20 protein-coding genes and 1 pseudogene are annotated in these 17,486 nt (G+C 71.6%); 14 read left to right on the top strand and 7 right to left on the bottom strand.

Annotated features, from left to right (window positions below; translation table 11 throughout):
• Positions 1 to 103: 103 nt before the first annotated feature.
• The 7 genes from CR470_RS02370 to CR470_RS02340 all read left to right on the top strand — a co-directional run bounded on the left by CR470_RS02370 (position 104) and on the right by CR470_RS02340 (position 5,411).
• Positions 104 to 718 carry a hypothetical protein gene (locus tag CR470_RS02370; RefSeq protein ID WP_097865914.1) on the top strand — a complete coding sequence of 205 codons (615 nt, stop codon included), beginning with the start codon at positions 104 to 106 and terminating at the stop codon, positions 716 to 718.
• Positions 715 to 1,359: a hypothetical protein gene (locus CR470_RS02365; RefSeq protein ID WP_097865913.1), complete on the top strand. Its 645-nt coding sequence runs from the start codon at positions 715 to 717 to the stop codon at positions 1,357 to 1,359. The genes CR470_RS02370 and CR470_RS02365 overlap by 4 nt, the downstream gene beginning before the upstream one ends.
• A gap of 212 nt (positions 1,360 to 1,571) precedes the next feature.
• Positions 1,572 to 1,940 (top strand): hypothetical protein, encoded by a 369-nt coding sequence (locus CR470_RS39030; protein WP_143663754.1) that lies wholly within the window; start codon positions 1,572 to 1,574, stop codon positions 1,938 to 1,940.
• Between the two features lie 225 nt (positions 1,941 to 2,165).
• Positions 2,166 to 3,590: an MFS transporter gene (locus CR470_RS02355; protein ID WP_097865911.1), complete on the top strand. Its 1,425-nt coding sequence runs from the start codon at positions 2,166 to 2,168 to the stop codon at positions 3,588 to 3,590.
• 29 nt (positions 3,591 to 3,619) lie between these two features.
• Complete coding sequence (locus tag CR470_RS02350) at positions 3,620 to 4,123, top strand: GNAT family N-acetyltransferase (RefSeq protein ID WP_097865910.1); 504 nt, start codon at positions 3,620 to 3,622, stop codon at positions 4,121 to 4,123.
• Between the two features lie 41 nt (positions 4,124 to 4,164).
• Positions 4,165 to 4,572 carry a hypothetical protein gene (locus CR470_RS02345; protein ID WP_097865909.1) on the top strand — a complete coding sequence of 136 codons (408 nt, stop codon included), beginning with the start codon at positions 4,165 to 4,167 and terminating at the stop codon, positions 4,570 to 4,572.
• A 125-nt stretch (positions 4,573 to 4,697) separates the two neighbouring features.
• Positions 4,698 to 5,411, top strand: a complete 714-nt coding sequence (locus tag CR470_RS02340; RefSeq protein WP_097865908.1) for a DinB family protein — start codon at positions 4,698 to 4,700, stop codon at positions 5,409 to 5,411.
• A gap of 4 nt (positions 5,412 to 5,415) precedes the next feature.
• On the opposite strand, the gene CR470_RS02335 is transcribed toward CR470_RS02340, so the two are convergent.
• Positions 5,416 to 6,075 (bottom strand): pirin family protein, encoded by a 660-nt coding sequence (locus CR470_RS02335; RefSeq protein WP_097865907.1) that lies wholly within the window; start codon positions 6,073 to 6,075, stop codon positions 5,416 to 5,418.
• A 242-nt stretch (positions 6,076 to 6,317) separates the two neighbouring features.
• On the opposite strand from CR470_RS02335, the gene CR470_RS02330 reads away from it, so the two are divergent.
• The 5 genes from CR470_RS02330 to fabF all read left to right on the top strand — a co-directional run bounded on the left by CR470_RS02330 (position 6,318) and on the right by fabF (position 11,216).
• The gene (locus CR470_RS02330) at positions 6,318 to 7,517 is read left to right on the top strand and encodes a PucR family transcriptional regulator (RefSeq protein WP_097865906.1); all 1,200 of its coding nucleotides are present in this window, start codon (positions 6,318 to 6,320) and stop codon (positions 7,515 to 7,517) included.
• An 89-nt stretch (positions 7,518 to 7,606) separates the two neighbouring features.
• Positions 7,607 to 8,524, top strand: a complete 918-nt coding sequence (locus CR470_RS02325; protein ID WP_097865905.1) for an ACP S-malonyltransferase — start codon at positions 7,607 to 7,609, stop codon at positions 8,522 to 8,524.
• Between the two features lie 9 nt (positions 8,525 to 8,533).
• Complete coding sequence (locus tag CR470_RS02320; RefSeq protein WP_097865904.1) at positions 8,534 to 9,565, top strand: ketoacyl-ACP synthase III; 1,032 nt, start codon at positions 8,534 to 8,536, stop codon at positions 9,563 to 9,565.
• A 63-nt stretch (positions 9,566 to 9,628) separates the two neighbouring features.
• Positions 9,629 to 9,877 (top strand): acyl carrier protein, encoded by a 249-nt coding sequence (locus CR470_RS02315; RefSeq protein ID WP_014045780.1) that lies wholly within the window; start codon positions 9,629 to 9,631, stop codon positions 9,875 to 9,877.
• A 76-nt stretch (positions 9,878 to 9,953) separates the two neighbouring features.
• On the top strand, positions 9,954 to 11,216 hold the full coding sequence (gene fabF / locus CR470_RS02310; RefSeq protein ID WP_097865903.1) for a beta-ketoacyl-ACP synthase II: 1,263 nt from the start codon (positions 9,954 to 9,956) through the stop codon (positions 11,214 to 11,216).
• 176 nt (positions 11,217 to 11,392) lie between these two features.
• On the opposite strand, the gene CR470_RS02305 is transcribed toward fabF, so the two are convergent.
• Entirely contained in the window at positions 11,393 to 11,887 is a 495-nt protein-coding gene (locus CR470_RS02305; protein ID WP_097865902.1) for a DUF3145 domain-containing protein, read from the bottom strand.
• Positions 11,888 to 12,288: 401 nt separating this feature from the next.
• Here CR470_RS02305 and CR470_RS02300 point away from each other — a divergent pair, with 401 nt between their 5' ends.
• On the top strand, positions 12,289 to 13,191 hold the full coding sequence (locus CR470_RS02300) for an SGNH/GDSL hydrolase family protein (protein WP_179892106.1): 903 nt from the start codon (positions 12,289 to 12,291) through the stop codon (positions 13,189 to 13,191).
• 58 nt (positions 13,192 to 13,249) lie between these two features.
• Here CR470_RS02300 and CR470_RS02295 read toward each other — a convergent pair whose 3' ends face one another.
• The 4 genes and pseudogenes from CR470_RS02295 to CR470_RS02280 all read right to left on the bottom strand — a co-directional run bounded on the left by CR470_RS02295 (position 13,250) and on the right by CR470_RS02280 (position 16,312).
• The gene (locus tag CR470_RS02295; RefSeq protein WP_097865980.1) at positions 13,250 to 13,858 is read right to left on the bottom strand and encodes a LysE family transporter; all 609 of its coding nucleotides are present in this window, start codon (positions 13,856 to 13,858) and stop codon (positions 13,250 to 13,252) included.
• The gene (locus CR470_RS02290) at positions 13,855 to 14,670 is read right to left on the bottom strand and encodes an EI24 domain-containing protein (protein ID WP_097865900.1); all 816 of its coding nucleotides are present in this window, start codon (positions 14,668 to 14,670) and stop codon (positions 13,855 to 13,857) included. Before CR470_RS02290 ends, CR470_RS02295 begins: the two co-directional genes overlap by 4 nt.
• 94 nt (positions 14,671 to 14,764) lie before the next feature.
• Positions 14,765 to 15,192: pseudogene (locus CR470_RS02285) on the bottom strand (organic hydroperoxide resistance protein).
• A gap of 100 nt (positions 15,193 to 15,292) precedes the next feature.
• On the bottom strand, positions 15,293 to 16,312 hold the full coding sequence (locus CR470_RS02280) for an NADP-dependent oxidoreductase (protein ID WP_097865899.1): 1,020 nt from the start codon (positions 16,310 to 16,312) through the stop codon (positions 15,293 to 15,295).
• Positions 16,313 to 16,444: 132 nt separating this feature from the next.
• Here CR470_RS02280 and CR470_RS02275 point away from each other — a divergent pair, with 132 nt between their 5' ends.
• On the top strand, positions 16,445 to 16,876 hold the full coding sequence (locus CR470_RS02275; protein ID WP_097865898.1) for a MarR family winged helix-turn-helix transcriptional regulator: 432 nt from the start codon (positions 16,445 to 16,447) through the stop codon (positions 16,874 to 16,876).
• 12 nt (positions 16,877 to 16,888) lie between these two features.
• On the opposite strand, the gene CR470_RS02270 is transcribed toward CR470_RS02275, so the two are convergent.
• Positions 16,889 to 17,329 carry a hypothetical protein gene (locus CR470_RS02270; RefSeq protein WP_257138356.1) on the bottom strand — a complete coding sequence of 147 codons (441 nt, stop codon included), beginning with the start codon at positions 17,327 to 17,329 and terminating at the stop codon, positions 16,889 to 16,891.
• Positions 17,330 to 17,486: the final 157 nt, after the last annotated feature.

Genomic DNA, 17,486 nt, shown 5'->3' with positions numbered 1-17,486 from the left:
GGAACGTCGCCCATCCCTCGACGGCAGATGTGACCCCGGCGGTGAACAGGGGCTCGTACCTGGCCTGGGGCGCAGACCGGAAGGCCGCTCGAAGGGACGCGAGATGAGCCGGTCGAAGTACACGATGCTGCGCAAGCTGACGCAGCCCGACGTGCAGACGGCGGAGTGGATGGCCCAGGCGCGCACGCCCGGGACCCGCGCCCGCATCCGCCGCTGGTCCCGCCTGGAGACCGTCGGCGCGGTCCTCACGGTCGGTGGCGTCCACGCGATCACCGCGGGGTCCCTCGTGACCATGGCCGTCGCCGTGTGGTTCGAGGTGGCGGACATCGACCGCATCGACGTCTATTTCTGGTTGTGGGGGCCCGTCGTCGTGGGCTTCATCGGCGGGATGGCGCTGGGGGCGGTGGCGGAGAGGCGACGGCTCACTGCGGTCTTCGCCGACGGGCACGTCTCCGTGGGACGGATCGATGAGGTGATCACCCACCCGGCCGAGGGAGAGGACCTGGAGTGGTACGAGTTCGTGATCAGCGCGGACTCGCCGGGAGAGGCGCCGCTGCGCCGACGCCTGAACTGGCACGACGGCGACGATCCCTCCTCCTGGGTCGAACGGTCGATCCGCTTCCGCCACAACACTTTCGACCCTCAGAACGTGCGTGACGCGCTGTTCGACGGATTCCCGGACCACCAGGCCGAGGGAGCAGGGGGAGCCGAGGCATGAACCGCCAGGACTCCGCTCGCGAGCCACTGCTCGACCGGATCGTGACGCGGCTGTTCGTGGGCACCGGGCCGGAGGCACCATTCCTGATCCGCCACGGCTGGGCGATCCCGGTCGCGGTGTTCGGCGGCTGTGGCGTCTTCACCGCCGCGACGCTGTGGCTGAGCTGGGCCGGGTGGGGGCACGTGCTGATGTGGACACTGATCGTGCTCGGTGCTCTCGCCGCGGTACTGATGATCTGGATGTTCGTGACTCTGTGGAGAGCCACACGCGGCCCCCTGCCCGCGCTCGACCGCACGCCGCGCAAGGCGACCGTGGTCCTCAGCGCCGACGACAGCGACGGACACACGATCCTGCTGCGCTACAGGGGCGTCGACGGCGCACGGCACACCGCGCAGCTCGCCGACTACCCGCACGGCTCCTGGGTCGACGCGATCGCACCGGGCACCGCCTGGCAGGTCTATGCCTTCCGCGACCCGGGCCTGGCCGACAGCGTCGTGTTCCTCACCGAGGCACACGACGACGTGTGGCGGGCCGGCTACGTGCTCGACGGTGTCCGCATCGGCGGCGAAGGCGGACCGCTCAAGCCTGCGCCGGGGTCGCCGTTTCTGCGCGAGGACGGGAAGTGGAGGTTCGAGGCGTGAAGGGGCGGAGCGAGCAATGGACGCGTCTGGCGAGAACGCCTGGGACGAGGGCGCGCATCCATCACGGGGCTCTGCGGGAGCGCGTCTTCGGGGCGCTCGTCGCGGTCGGGATGGGCCTGTGCGCACTCATGGTCGCTGTCAGCATCTACGTCGCCGCGTTCCAGACCGAGTTCCACCACCGGTCGGGGTGGTTCTTGTCCACGACGGTCGGAATGCTGCTCGCCATCGCCTTCCTCGCCCTGGCCGTGCGCTTCTGGATCGCGGCGGACAGGGAACGCGTCCGCGCGATGTACGCCGACGGCCAGGAGTCCGTGGGCACCGTCACCGAGGTCGTCGAGGATGACGATCGCGACCCGGATACCGGGCCCTACTACGACATCACGATCACCGCCGCAGTGGCCGGGGTCGGGGCCGGGGCCGGAAGTATCCGGCGCGTGACTCGCCGGGCCGAAGCGCCCCAGGTGGGGCAACCTGTCCGGTTCCGTCACAACACGCTCGATCCCGAGGACCTGGAGGATGTCCTGTTCCTCGGGTTCGTGAACGAGGACGACCGAGGACGGGGCGAAAAGGCTCGGCCATAAGGCTCCGCCCAAGAGCCGGCCGGAAAGCGCCTGGGCGCACAGCCCCTCCGCCGATCCGTCCCCGACGACCGGCGGGCAACTGGCCGCCGTACCGCCCTGCTTCGCGTCCTCCCGCGTGCGCCGAAATACGGTTGCCCGGGAATCGGCCCCTGGCATAGCTTCGCGCCTGGCTCCGATTGGTCTGCACCAAGTCTCGGGGTGGCGAGCTACTGCGACGGGACGCCGATGACCGCGGAACAAGCCCTCCGTCCACCACGGAGCGACGCACCGAGCGACACCCTGCCGGGGATCTTCTCCCGGCAGTACGCGGCGGCCACCCTGACCTTCGCCGCAGTGATGTTCCTGACCGGCTTCGCCGCGCTGGCCGTGGTGCCGACGCTGCCGACGGCGGCCGAGGATCTGGACGGGGTGTCCCTGTTCCCCCTGGTGGCGGGCAGCTTTGTGGCCGCCAGTCTGCTCGGTGGGGTGCTGGGCGGGCACTGGGCGGACCGCTCCGGCGCCCGGCGGCCGCTGGCCCTGGGCATGGTCCTCTCCGTGGTGACGCTGCTGGTGTCGGCGTCCAGCGTCTCGATCTGGCAGTTGGTGATCGGCCGCTTCGTCGACGGTCTGGCGGCCGGGATGGTGGCGGTGTCGGTGACGACCGCCATCGGCCAGTCGTATCCGGAGAATCTGCGGCCCAGGATGCTCGCGATGATGAGCGCGAGCTGGATCATCCCGTCCCTGGTCGGGCCGCCGGTCGCCGGGGTGGTCGCCGAGGTGTGGTCCTGGCGGACGGTCTTCTACGGCCTGGCCGTGCTGACGGCACTGCCCGCGGTCGCCCTCCTCGCCGTGCTCCGCAGGGCCCCCGCGGGCGATGAGGACCAGGCCCCGCCCGCCGGGGAACGCGCCTCCCGGCCACCGCTGGTGGTCGCCGGGATGCTCAGCCTGGGCGCGGCGCTCGGCCAGTACGGCGTCTCGGGGTGGGACGCGCGCCATCTGCTGTTCGTCGCCGCCGGGGTCGTGCTCCTGGTCGCCTTCGCGCCCCGCCTGCTGCCGCAGGGCACCTGGCGCAGCGCCCGGGGCCTCCCCACCGCCGTTCTGCTGCGCGGGCTGACCTCTGGTACGTACTTCACCATCGAGGCGCTGGTGCCGTTGATGCTGATCACCGAGCGGCGGGTGGCGGCGGTGACGGTCGGCGTGGCGTTCACCGCCTCGGCCGTTCTGTGGGCGGTCGCCTCATGGGTGCAGGGGAAGCTCCTCCAGGGCGTCGCCCGGCACCGGCTCGTCACGGTCGGCGCCCTGATCATGGCGGCGTCCGTCGCCTTCGCCGTCGTGGGCAGCTTCTCCGGGGTGTCCCCGGTGCTCGCCATGGTGGCCATGCCGCTGGCGGCGATCGGGATGGGAATGCTCGATCCGTGCGTCACCGTGCTGTCGCTCTCGCACAGCACACCGGACCGGCTGGGCCACACCACCAGCGCCATGCAGACCAACATGAACCTCGGGCAGGTCGTCGTCCTGGCGTTCGCCACCGCCGTCCTCAACGCCGGACTGGCCGCCGGGACGAGCCGGCTCGGCGGCTACGCGATCACGTTCTCGCTCCTGCTCGTCCCAACCCTGCTGGTCGCCGCCCTGGCCGTCCGCGCACGCAAGGACGGACCCGGCCCCGGGTGAGCGGGGGGACGGAATGGCAGAGTGAGCCCATGTCTGCCTACGCGACCATGCCCTTCCACCTGGAGACCGAGCGCCTGATCCTGCGACCGTGGGACGGGGCGGACGCCGCCGCGTTCAGCGACCTGCTCGCCGAACGCGGCAAGGGGAAACCCCCGGTCGAACGCATCCGGACGTCCATAGCGGAGCTGCTCGCCGCGACGGAGACCACGGGGATCGCCCTGCTGCCCATCCAGCGCCGCGAGGAGGGCGATTTCATCGGCTACTGCGGACTGATCATCGGCCGCTCCACCCTGGAGGAGCCCGAGATCGCGTACGAGCTGTTCCAACGCGCCCACGGGCACGGTTACGCCACCGAGGCGGCCGGTGCGGTACTCGAATCCGCCGCCGCGACCGGGCGGAAGAGGATCTGGTCGACCGTGGCCACGTGGAACACCGCGTCGCTCCGCGTCCTGGAGAAGCTCGCGTTCGAGCGGGACCACGTCTCCACGGAGGAGAACGGCGAAGTGGTCTGGCTCACCCGCACGTTGCCGTGAGGGCGGACCGGCCCCGTCGCGCGCTGCTAGATTCGTCCGCCATGCGATCACGAGAGTACGACCTCGAATTCCGTGAGCGGTCCACCCGCATACGCGACTGCGGAACCGGCCTGTTGCTCCTGTCGGCCCTGCTGTGGGGCTGGTGCGCGATTCTGCTCCTGACGGACTACGAGGTCGAAACGCGCAACGGCCACACCGACGAGTGCGCGGCGCGCCTGTTCACGGAGGGCGGCACGGCCAACGAGGGTCTGTGGAAGGGCGATTACTGCGAGGACGAACGCGACTGGCCCGAGGCGCTGCTCGTCCTGGGGCTGTCCCTTCCCGTATCGCTCGTGGGGACCGCGCTGTTCACGACCGGCCACGTGAGCCGGCGGATGAGCGGGCACTCCCAGGCGATGCGCGAGCTGGACCGGATCGCGGACGAGCGGGAGAAGCGCGCCGAGGCCTGACCTCCTGTTCCCGGCGGCCCCCCGGCCCCCGGCCTCCCCGGAATTCGGTCGCGCGCCGCGAGGTGAGCCATTAACTTCCCTCCGTGCGCCGTGGATCGCGTGGCGCGAGGACGAGGGAGCCGCGCATGAACGACCACGATCGACGGACCGACCGGCTGAGCATCCTGATCGAGCAGTTCGACCAGGCGCGGGAGACGGCTCAGGTCAGGCTGAAAGGCCTCGGGGACGAGGAGTACCTGTGGGAGCCGGCCCCCGGAAGCTGGTCGATCCGGCCTCGGGACGAGGCGGTGACGCCCCGGGCGTACGGGCCCGGCGCGTGGGTGCTCGACAAGGGTGCGCCGGAGATCCCGGCGAGCGAGTACGCGGAGGTCGCACGGCAGGCGGCGGGCGGCATGTCCGTGGCGAAGATCGCCGAGGACTGGAGCGTGAGCGCCGAACGGGTCGAGGAGGTTCTCGCGTTCACCGGTGAGCCGGAGCCCGATGTCGTGCCGGTCACCACCATCGCGTGGCGGCTGGGTCACCTGCACTCCGACTTCGCGGGCCGCTGGGAGTGGACCTTCGGCGAACGGCGGCGGGACCCGCATCTGCTGGTCGACTTCACGCCGTCCGCCCCGCTCGCGCTCGACCGGTTCTGGGAGACGGTCGACCGGCACCGTGCGAGCATCGCCACGCTCACCGACGAACAGCTCGACATCGTGGGCCTCTCGCAGTATCCGTACGGCTCCGACCCCGACGACCCGTACGTCGGTGTGCTGGCCAACGCCAATCTGGAACTCATCCACCACATGGCCGAGATCGCACTGCTCCGCGACCTCTGGCGGGCCCGCCGCTCCGCTTGACGCCTCAACCCGCCAGCTCCCACACCAGCAGCTCCGCCGGCCCCGCCACCGCGACCGCCTCCAGGCCCTCCGCGCCGGTGATCCGGGCGGCGTCGCCGGGGCCCAGCTCCTCGTCGCCCAGGGCGACCCGCCCCCTCACCACGTGGACGTAGGCGCGCACCGCGTCCGGGACCGCCGTGCGCTCGCCCCCGGCCAGGCGGCGGGCGTGGAGCATCGCGCCCGCGCCGGGCAGGGCGTACGGGGTGGAGTCGGCGATGCCGGGGGCGACCGTGTACGAGGGTGCGCCGCCCGGCTCCAGGGGGGCCAGCCACATCTGGAGGAAGGTCAACGGGTCCGTGCCGTCGTTGCGTTCGACGTGGCGGACCCCGGAGGCGGCGCTCAGGTGGGCCACGTCCCCGGCGCGGACGACGGTGGAGTGGCCGGCCGAATCGCGGTGGGTCAGCTCGCCCTCGACGACCCAGGTGACGATCTCCGTATGGCTGTGCGGGTGCTCCTCGAAGCCCGCGCCCGGGGCGAGGCGCTCCTCGTTGCAGGCCAGGATCGGGCCGAAGCGGAGGTTGTCCGGGTCGTAGTGGGGACCGAAGGAGAGGGCGTGCCGGGTGATGATCCCGGCGGCCTCGTCCCCGCCCCGGTAGCGGTCATCGGACCGGTGCACGGAAATCACCCGGCCACGGTAGCCCGGGGGCGCCCGTCGCACGGCCGCGGGAGGGGGGAACGGTCTCGCCCGTGGCACGGCCGCGGGAGCGGAACCGTCGCGCGTCGCACGGCCGCGGGAGCGGAACCGTCGCGCCCGTCGCACGGCCACCGGAACGGAACCGTCGCGTCAGGTGTGCGCCTACCTGCCGGTACGTGGCACCGTTGCCCCGGCCCACCGATCCACCGGCCCGATAAGGCAGTCTTGTCCTCGTGCCCCGACCCGATCCTGAGCAGCCCCCCGCCCACGACGCCCACCTGCACGCCGCGACCCTGAAACGGCTGGAGCAGTCCTCCGGCCGGCTGGCCGCGAACGCGATTGCCCGCATGGACGAATCGCTGCCGTGGTACCGGGCGATGCCTCCGGAGAACCGCTCGTGGATCGGCCTGGTCGCCCAGGCCGGCATCGCCGCGTTCACCGAGTGGTTCCGTCATCCCGAGACCCCGCAGGCCATCTCGACCGATGTGTTCGGCACCGCTCCGCGCGAACTGACCCGGGCCATCACCCTGCGGCAGACCGTGGAGATGGTCCGCACCACGATCGAGGTCATGGAGACGGCGATCGAGGAGGTGGCCGCCCCGGGCGACGAGTCGCTCCTGCGGGAGGCGCTCCTCGTCTACGCGCGTGAGATCGCCTTCGCCACCGCCCAGGTCTACGCCCAGGCCGCCGAGGCCCGGGGCGCCTGGGACGCCCGGCTGGAATCCCTCGTGGTGAACGCGGTGCTCTCCGGCGAGGCCGACGAGGGGGCCGTGTCGCGGGCCGCCGCGCTCGGCTGGAACTCGCCCGAGCATGTGTGCGTGATCCTCGGCACCGCGCCCGACGGAGACAGCGAGCTGACCGTGGAGGCGATCCGGCGCGCCGCCCGGCACGCCAAGCTCCAGGTCCTCACCGGCGTCCTGGGCAACCGCCTCGTCGTCATCGCGGGCGGCAGCGACAACCCGCTCCAGGTCGCGAAGGGCCTGATCGGGCCGTACGCCGCCGGACCGGTCGTCGCGGGTCCTGTGGTGCCGGACCTGCTGGCGGCGACCCGGTCCGCGCAGGCGGCGGCGGCCGGGCTGAAGGCGTGCCTGGCGTGGCAGGACGCGCCCCGGCCCGTCCTCGCGGACGATCTCCTCCCGGAGCGGGCGATGGCCGGAGACCCGGCCGCGCGGGACCAGCTGGTGGAGGAGATCTACAGACCGCTGGAAGAGGCCGGTTCGGCTCTTCTGGAAACGCTGAGTGTCTATCTTGAGCAGGCGAGCAGCCTGGAAGGCGCCGCCCGGATGCTTTTCGTGCACCCCAACACCGTGCGCTACCGGCTGCGACGTGTGACCGACGTCACCGGATGGTCACCTTCCGATGTGCGCTCCGCGTTCACGCTGAGGATCGCCCTGATCCTGGGGCGCTTGGCCGCGGCGGATCCTCAGTCCTAGACTTTTGTTGGACTTCAACAATTCCCCCGACGGTTCTTCGTCCCTGTCCCCACGGGCGTGCGGAGCCGTCCACAAGAGAGAGTGTGAGGGTGCTCGTACTCGTCGCTCCCGGCCAAGGCGCTCAGACGCCCGGCTTCCTGACTCCCTGGCTCGACCTCCCCGGTGCCGCCGACCGCATCGCGGCCTGGTCCGACGCCATCGGGCTCGACCTTGCCCACTACGGCACGAAGGCCGACGCGGACGAGATCCGCGACACGGCCGTCGCGCAGCCGCTCCTGGTCGCCGCGGGCCTGCTCTCGGCCGCCGCCCTGGACGCGCCCTCCCCCGACGTCGTCGCGGGTCACAGTGTCGGTGAGATCACCGCCGCGGCGCTCGCCGGTGTCATCGACGACGAGGCCGCGCTGCGCTTCGTCCGCACCCGGGGGCTCGGCATGGCCGAGGCCGCCGCGGTCACCGAGACCGGCATGGCGGCCCTCCTCGGCGGCGACCCCGAGGTGTCGGTCCCGCACCTGGAGAAGCTCGGTCTGACCCCGGCCAACGTCAACGGCGGCGGCCAGATCGTCGCCGCGGGCACCGCCGCCCAGATCGCCGCCCTGGAGGCCGACATGCCCGAGGGCGTGCGCCGGGTCGTCGTGCTCAAGGTGGCCGGCGCGTTCCACACGCATCACATGGCCCCGGCCGTGGAGAAGCTGCGCGCGGCGGTCGGCGACCTCACGGTCTCCGACCCGACCGTGCGTTACGTTTCGAACGCCGACGGCCACACCGTGGCCACCGGCACCGAGGTCGTCGCACGGCTCGTCGGGCAGGTCGCCAATCCGGTCCGCTGGGACCTGTGCATGGAGACCTTCCAGTCGCTGGGCGTCACCGCACTCGTCGAGCTGAGCCCCGGCGGCACGCTGACCGGGCTCGCCAAGCGCGGGCTGCCCGGCGTGAAGACGCTCGCGCTCAAGACCCCCGACGACCTCGACGCGGCCCGCGCGCTCGCTTCCGAGCACGCAGGCGCCTAAGGAGCGAGCATGTCGAAGATCAAGCCCAGCAAGGGCGCCCCGTACGCACGGATCCTCGGGGTCGGCGGCTACCGCCCGACCCGGGTCGTGCCGAACGAGGTGATCCTCGAAACGATCGACTCCTCCGACGAGTGGATCCGCTCCCGCTCCGGCATCGTCACCCGCCACTGGGCCTCCGAGGAGGAGACCGTGGCCGCGATGTCGATCGAGGCGTCCGGCAAGGCCATCGCCGACGCGGGCATCGATCCCGAGCAGATCGGCGCGGTCGTCGTCTCGACCGTCTCGCACTTCAAGCAGACCCCGGCCGTCGCCACCGAGATCGCCCACAAGATCGGCTCGGGCAAGCCCGCCGCCTTCGACATCTCGGCCGGGTGCGCGGGCTTCGGCTACGGCCTCACCCTCGCCAAGGGCATGATCGTCGAGGGCTCCGCGGAGTACGTCCTCGTGATCGGCGTGGAGCGGCTCAGCGACCTGACCGACCTGGAGGACCGCGCGACGGCCTTCCTGTTCGGTGACGGCGCGGGCGCGGTCGTCGTCGGCCCCTCCCAGGAGCCGGCCATCGGCCCGACCGTGTGGGGCTCCGAGGGCGACAAGTCCGAGACCATCAAGCAGACGGTGGCCTGGAACGACCTGCACGTCGGCGACGTCTCCAAGCTGCCGCTCGACTCGAAGGGCGAGATCAAGTTCCCGGCCATCACGCAGGAGGGCCAGGCGGTCTTCCGCTGGGCCGTCTTCGAGATGGCGAAGGTCGCCCAGCAGGCGCTGGACGCGGCCGGGATCGCCCCGGAAGACCTGGACGTCTTCATTCCGCACCAGGCCAACATGCGGATCATCGACTCGATGGTGAAGACCCTGAAACTGCCGGATCACGTCACGGTCGCCCGTGACATCGAGTCCACCGGCAACACGTCCGCCGCCTCGATTCCGCTCGCGATGGAGCGGCTCCTGGCGACCGGTCAGGCGAAGAGCGGCGACACCGCGCTCGTCATCGGCTTCGGGGCGGGTCTCGTCTACGCCGCGACGGTCGTTACCCTCCCCTAGGCACACCGGACCTTTTGGTCCGTACGCACGAACCCCGAAGAAACCCACCGAAGGAGCCCCAACATGGCCGCCACGCAGGAAGAGATCGTCACCGGTCTCGCCGAGATCGTCAACGAGATCGCCGGTATCCCGGTCGAGGACGTCCAGCTGGACAAGTCCTTCACCGACGACCTGGACGTCGACTCGCTGTCCATGGTCGAGGTCGTCGTCGCCGCCGAGGAGCGCTTCGACGTCAAGATCCCCGACGAGGACGTCAAGAACCTCAAGACGGTCGGCGACGCCGCCGACTACATCCTGAAGCACCAGGGCTGATCCCAGCCCGGCTGTGTCGCCACCCGGCGGTGGCGCCGCTGATTCACGACCCTCTACACGTGGAGAAGATTTTCCAGTGAACTCGACCAATCGCACCGTGGTCGTCACCGGTATCGGCGCAACCACTCCGCTGGGTGGCGACTCCGCATCGACCTGGGAAGGTCTGATGGCCGGCCGGTCCGGCGTCAAGCCTCTCGAAGGCGAGCGCTTCGCCGAACTGCCCGTCCGGATCGCCGCCCCCGCGGCCGTCGACCCGGGCGACGTCCTTCCCCGCCCGCTGGCCCGCAAGCTGGACCGCTCGGCGCAGTTCGCGCTGATCGCGGCCCGCGAGGCCTGGGCGGACGCGGGCTTCACCGCCAAGGCCGGCGAGGACGAGAGCATCGCCCCCGAACGTCTGGGCTCGGTCATCGCCTCCGGCATCGGCGGCGTGATCACCCTGCTCGACCAGTACGACGTGCTGAAGGAGAAGGGCGTACGCCGCGTCTCCCCGCACACCGTTCCCATGCTCATGCCCAACGGCCCGGCGGCCAACGTCGGCCTGGAGGTCAACGCCCAGGCCGGTGTCCACACGCCCGTCTCCGCCTGTGCCTCGGGCGCCGAGGCGATCGGGTACGCCGTCGAGATGATCCGTACCGGCCGTGCCGACGTGGTCGTCGCCGGCGGCACCGAGGCGGCGATCCACCCGCTGCCGATCGCCGCGTTCGCCAACATGATGGCGATGTCCAAGAGCAACGACGAGCCCGAGAAGGCCTCTCGTCCGTACGACACCGGCCGGGACGGCTTCGTCCTCGGCGAGGGTGCGGGCGTCGTCGTCCTGGAGTCCGCCGAGCACGCCGCCAAGCGCGGCGCGAAGGTCTACTGCGAGGTGCTCGGACAGGGCCTCTCGGCCGACGCGCACCACATCGCGCAGCCCGAGCCCACCGGGCGGGGCATCGCCGCCGCGATGCGGAACCTGCTGGACTCCAGCGACCTCAAGCCGTCCGAGGTGGTCCACCTCAACGCGCACGCCACGTCGACGCCGCAGGGCGACCTCGCGGAGATCAAGGCGCTGCGCTTGGTGCTGGGCGACGACCTCGACCATGTCGCGATCTCGGCGACGAAGTCGATGACGGGTCACCTGCTGGGTGGCGCGGGCGGCATCGAGACCGTGGCGACGGTGCTGGCGCTGCGCCACCGCATCGCCCCGCCGACCATCAACATCGACGAGCTGGACGAGGCGATCGACGCGGACGTCGTGCGCGGTGAGCCGCGGGTGCTGCCCGAGGGGCCGATCGCGGCGATCAACAACTCGTTCGGATTCGGTGGGCACAACGTGGTGCTGGCGTTCCGGTCCGTGTGACGCCACCCGTGTACGTGTGAAGCCCGCTTCCCGGGTCCTGGGAGGCGGGCTTCGTCGTTCTTCCGGGCTCTGCCCGGACCCCGCTCCTCAGTCGCCGGAGGGGCTTGGGCTGCTCGCCGATCACCGCTGGGTGAAAGGCGCCGGAGGGGCTTGTTCTCGAAGGGCGGCGGAGGCTCCTACACCACCTGGTGGAGCCAGCGGACGGGCGCGCCCTCGCCTGCGTGGCGGAAGGACTCCAGCTCGTCGTCCCAGGGCTTGCCGAGGAGCGAGGCGATCTCGGCCTCCAGGTCGCTCTCGCCGCGCGCCGATCGGGCCAGCGCCGCCCGCAACCGGTCCTCGGGGATCAGGATGTCGCCGTGCATGCCGGTGACGGCGTGGAAGATGCCGAGGCCGGGGGTGGAGCTGTAGCGCTCGCCCTCGGCGGTGGGGCACGGCTCGGCGGTCACCTCGAAGCGCAGCAGGTCCCAGCCGCGCAGGGCGGAGGCGAGCTGCGAGGCGGTGCCGGCGCGGCCCTTCCAGGAGAACTCGGACCGCCAGGTGCCGGGTGCGGCCGGCTGTCTGATCCAGTCCAGCTGGACCCGCACACCGAGGACGCCCGCCACTGCCCACTCGACATGTGGGCACAGCGCGCGCGGTGCGGAGTGAACGTACAGGACTCCACGTGTCGTCACCGGAACCTCCCGTGTGGGACGAGGTACGCCTTCCCCAGCGGCCTCGCGCCCATACCGCCTCTTTCCGGCCGGTCCCCGAGGTTGTCATCAGTAAACAGCATCGGGAGTTAATCTCCTGAAAAGGGACAGTATGTGACGTGACGTAATGTACCGGAGCCGCCCGTGTGAACGCGGGCGGGCGGGACGCCGCTGGTTCGACGGGGAAAAGCTACCGTGCGCCGGGGCCGTCCGTGTGACGTACCGTCGGTCTCGGGCCCCTGATTCGCCGGCTTTCACCCGGCAGGGCGCGCACAGCCCCGACCTGGGGATCGTGTGGTTGCCGGGGGGCATGTCCAGAGGCATAGGCCACTGGTTGACCGGAGGGGATCCGACCGATGCCGGAGCGAGTGACACGCCCACGTATGCGTACCGCCGTCGCCGCGTTGACGGCGCTCTCGTGCGTCGGCGTCGCCGCCCTCGCCGGATGCAGCGCAGACGGGGCGGACGGCGGCGTGTCGCGGAACGCGCCCGCGGCCTCGCGCGGCGCCTCGCCGTCCCCCTCTCCCACCCCGGACTGGAACCCGCGGCCCGGGTCGGTCGCGGCGGTCGGGGACTCGATCACCCGGGGCTTCGACGCGTGCTCGGTGCTGGCCGACTGTCCCGAGGTGTCGTGGGCGACCGGTTCGGACGACGCCGTGCGCAGTCTCGCGGTCCGGCTGCTCGGCCCGTCCGGAGCCGCGGACCGCAGCTGGAACCACGCGGTGTCGGGGTCCCGGATGGCGCAGTTGCCCGAGCAGATGGCGCTGGCGGCGAAGGAGCGGCCGGAGCTGGTGACGGTGATGACGGGCGCGAACGACGCGTGCCGGGACTCGGTGCGGCTGATGACGCCGGTGGCGGACTTCCGGGCGTCGTTCGAGGCGTCGATGCGGCAGCTGCGGGCCGGGGCCCCGAAGGCGCAGGTGTACGTCTCCAGCGTGCCGGACCTGAAGCGGCTCTGGTCGACGGGGCGGGTGAACGAGCTGGGCAAGAAGATCTGGCAGCTCGGGATCTGTCAGTCGATGCTGGCCGACGCGGACGATCTGGGCCCGGCGGCCGTGGCCCGGCGGGACGCGGTGCGGGAGCGGGTGGTCGCGTACAACGGGGTGCTGCGGGAGGTGTGCGCGAAGGACCGGTACTGCCGGTACGACGGCGGGGCGGTGTTCGACTTCCGCTTCACCGGGGCGCAGCTCAGCCAGTGGGACTGGTTCCACCCGAGCCGCGACGGCCAGGCCCGGCTGGCGGAGATCGCCTACCGCACCATCACGGCCCCGGAGCCGCCCGCGTAGGGCCGGTGACCCGGGCCCCCGGCACGGGGTACGCGAACCGGGTCGGGGGCGCGTCGTGTCAGCGGGCCAGGCCCAGGGTGACGCCGAGGCCGACCAGGACCGAGCCGATCGAGCGGTTGAGGGCCTTCTGGCGGCGCAGCATCGCGCCGCGCAGCCGTGAGTGCGAGAAGAACAGCGCGACGAGGGCGAACCAGCCGAGGTGGGCGGCCGACATGAACAGGCCGTAACCCGCCTGCTGCCACAGGGCGGTGCCGGGTCCGACGACCTGGGTGAAGGTCGCGACGACGAACAGGGTCGTCTTCGGGTTGAGGGCGTTGGTCAGGAAGCCGCTGCGCAGCGCCCCGAACGGGGAGAGCCCCGGCCGGTCCGTCAGGTCGACGTCGAGGTCGGCGCGGGCCAGGAAGGTGCGCACCCCGATGTAGATCAGATAGGCGGCGCCCGCCAGCTTGACCGCGGTGAACAGGGCGGTCGAGGAGGCGATGAGCAGCCCGACGCCGAGCATCGTGTACGTGACGTGGACCAGGACGCCCGCCGCGACGCCGGTGGCCGCGAGGACGCCGGTGGCGCGCCCGTACAGATAGCTGTTGCGCACGACCATCGCGAAGTCGGCGCCCGGGGAGACGACCGCGAGGACGGTGATGGCGGCGACCGCCAGCAGTTCGGTCACGCGGACCACGCCCGGGGCACCGGTGCGTCACCGCTGTCGGCGGTGCCGGGGCCCGGGCCCGGGTCCGCCGCCGCGTCGGGGTCCACCAGGTCGCGGGCGAGGAGGGTGGCCCCGGCGACGGCTCCCGGCATCAGGAACACCGCGACGACGGGGACGAGGAAGGCCAGGGTCAGCGGGACGCCGAAGCCGAGCACCAGCATCCGGCGCCCGCGCAGCAGGACGAGGCGGTCCTTGAGGGCCATGCCCCGGCGCTGGAGGGCGACGGCGGTCAGCTCCTCGGCGAGGAAGTAGCCGGAGACGCAGAAGCCGATCGCGGGGACCACGGTCTGCCCGATGACGGGGATGAAACCGCAGGCGAAGAGGACGATCCCGTACAGGGCGACGCGCAGCAGGATGCGCAGGGAGTCGCGGGCGGAGATCCACAGTTCCCGCCAGAGCGGCAGCCCGGACTCGGGGACGTCGCCGCCCTCGCTGCGGTCGACCTCCTCGGAGAGCGACTCGTAGAAGGGCTGGCCGACCAGGAGGGTGACGGCGGTGAAGGTGATGACCGCGAGGAACAGGCCGAAGACGAAGACGAACGCGGTCAGCCCGGTGCGCAACAGGCCCTGCCAGGGCGAGGACCAGTCGTCGGCGAACGGGGTCGCCCAGCCGACGAGGTCGTCGGCCCCGTAGCCGAGTCCGATCAGAGCTCCGGCGTAGACGACGAGGGTGACGAGTCCGGGCAGCAGCCCGAATCCGAACCATCGCCCGTGTTGGGCAACCCAGCGCTGCCCCTTCATCAAGTAGCCGAAACCCGCCCCGAGATCACTCATGGGCGTCAGCGTACTGGCGGGTGGAAAGCGGTGAGGACCGCGCCCCGGGATGGGGTGCGGTCCTCACGCGGCACTGGGGCCGGCGGTGCCGCGGTCAGACGACCGAGAGCGTGACGTCGATGTTGCCGCGCGTGGCGTTCGAGTACGGGCAGACCTGGTGGGCCTTCTCGATGAGCGCCTGCGCGGTGGCGGCGTCGACGTTCGGGATGGAGGCGCTGATCGCGACCTCCAGGCCGAAGCCGCCGGCCTCCGTCTTGCCGATCGAGACCGAGGCGGTCACGGTCGAGCCGGAGATGTCGGCCTTCTCCTGGCGGGCGACGACGCCCAGCGCGCCCTGGAAGCAGGCGCTGTAGCCCGCCCAGAGGGCTGCTCGGGGTTGGTGCCCGCGCCACTGCCGCCCATGGCCTTCGGCGGGTTGACGACGACGTCGAGCTGACCGTCGTCGGAGGAGACCCGTCCGTCCCGGCCGTTCTCGGCGGTGGCGACGGCGGTGTAGGCGACGTCGATCTTCTGGATGGTCATGGTGTGAGGATTCCTCCTGTTGGTGCGCCGCGACTCGCGCCCACGATCGCGACGGCCTTCGGATGAGCCTAACGGGTGACCGTGACCGGCAGGGGGCGGGTCAGACCAGGGAGACGATCATCTTCCCGGTGTTCTCACCGCGCAGCAGCCCGACGAACGCGTCGTAGCCCTTCTCGATGCCCTCGACCTTCGTCTCCTGGTACTTCAGCTCGCCCGAGGCCAGCCAGCCGGCGACCTCCTGGACGAACCGGGGCTGGAGGTCGGCGTGGTCGCCGACGAGCATGCCCGTCAGGCGCAGCCGCTTGCCGATGATCAGCGCCATGTTGCTCGGGCCGGGGGTCGGCTCGGTCGCGTTGTACTGGGCGATCATTCCGCAGATGGTGGCGCGGCCGTGCACGTTGAGCGAGGAGATCGCGGCTTCGAGGTGCTCGCCGCCGACGTTGTCGAAGTAGACGTCGATGCCGTCGGGGGCGGCTTCCTTGAGCTGGTCGCGGACGGGCCCGTTCTTGTAGTTGAACGCGGCGTCGAAACCGTACTCCTCGGTGAGGAGCTTGACCTTCTCGTCGGAGCCCGCGGAGCCGATGACCCGGGAGGCGCCCTTGAGCTTCGCCATCTGGCCGACCTGGCTGCCGACGGCGCCGGCCGCGCCGGAGACGAAGACCGCGTCGCCCTCCTTGAAGGAGGCGACGTCGAACAGGCCCGCGTAGGCGGTGAGTCCGGTCATGCCGAGCACGCCGAGGTAGGCGGAGAGCGGGGCGAGGCCGGGGTCGACCTTGACCGCGTTCTTCGCGTGCACGTCGGCGATCTCGCGCCAGCCCTGGCCGTGCAGGACGTGGTCGCCGACGGCGAAGCCCTCGGCGTTCGAGGCGATGACCTCGCCGACCGCGCCGCCGTCCATGGGGCGGTCGAGCTGGAAGGGCGGGGTGTAGGACTTCACGTCGTTCATCCGGCCGCGCATGTACGGGTCGACCGAGAAGTGCTTGTTGCGGACGAGGACGCGGCCTTCGGCCGGAGCGGCGACCTCGGCCTCACGCAGCGCGAAGTCCTCGGCCTTGGGCCAGCCGTGCGGGCGGGCGACGAGGTGCCATTCACGGCTGGACGTGGGAAGTGCTGCAGACATGGGCTCGGGTTCTCCTCAATGTCATACGAGGGGGTGCGCTTCCGCGCCCGGTGGCGCGAAAAGCTTCATGACATGAAACAACCATGCTCCTGAATATTTCATGATGTCAAGTAAATCGGTACGCTGTGCTCCATGGCCACTCGCACAGACCCCCTGACCGTCGAGGTCGTCGAGCTCATCGGCGCCGTCGTGGCGCGCTACCACGAGGAGTACGACCGGGCCGCCGCCGAGCACTCCCTCACCGGGGCGCAGGCACGCGTGCTCGGGCTGCTCTCGCTGGAGCCGCTGCCGATGCGGAAGATCGCCCTCAGGCTGAAGTGCGAGCCGTCCAACGTCACCGGGATCATCGACCGGCTGGAGACCCGGGAGCTGGTCGAGCGCAGGCCCGATCCGGCCGACCGGCGGATCAAGCTGGCCGCCGCGACGGAGGAGGGCAGGCGCACGGCCCGCCGGCTGCGGGACGCGCTGGACTTCGCCCGGGAGCCGCTGGCCGGCCTCTCCGACGCCGAGCGCACGGTCCTGCGGGACCTGCTGCGCCGGATGCTGGGCGAGGTGCCCGCCTAGGGTGTGTCCGGACTACGTGCACCACCACAGGAAGCGGGTGCAGGTCGGGGACGGCGTCGGGGTGGGCGTCGGGTCCGCCGGGGGCGGCGGGGGTGCGGGCGCGGTCGTCGGCTCGTGCGGATCGTCCGGCTCGTGCGGATCGTCCGGCTCCGGCGGATCGGCGGGCGGGCTGTCGGGGGCGTCGGACCGGTCCGTGTCGTCGGGGTCCGGGGAGGCGGTGGGCTCATCCGTGTCACCCGTGGCGGAGGCTTCGGGGCTCGGCGCCCGCGAGTGGCCGCCGTTGCCGGCCGCCGAGGCGTCCGTCGAGGGGTGCGTGGTCGCCCCGGCCGGGGAGTCGACCGGGCCGGGGTCACGGGGCTCGTCGGCGGACGGCTCCTCGGGTGCGGCGCCGGACGGGCCGGACGGCGACTCGCGTACGAAGTCGGCGGCGGTGTCGTCCCGCCCGGGCTCCATGGCCAGTTCCGCCAGGCTCAGCGCGCCCGCGGCGAGGAGCAGCCCGAGGGCTCCGAGCAGGACGGTCCGGCCGCGCCGCCGATGGCCGCCGCGGCCCCGGCGCCGCGAACCAGGGGCGGGCGTCGCGGGGGGCGTCGGACCTGTCTCTTATACACAT

The organism is Streptomyces sp. rh34 (assembly GCF_002551245.1).
GTDB lineage: Bacteria > Actinomycetota > Actinomycetes > Streptomycetales > Streptomycetaceae > Streptomyces.
This window is presented reverse-complemented; position numbering and strand designations above follow the sequence as displayed.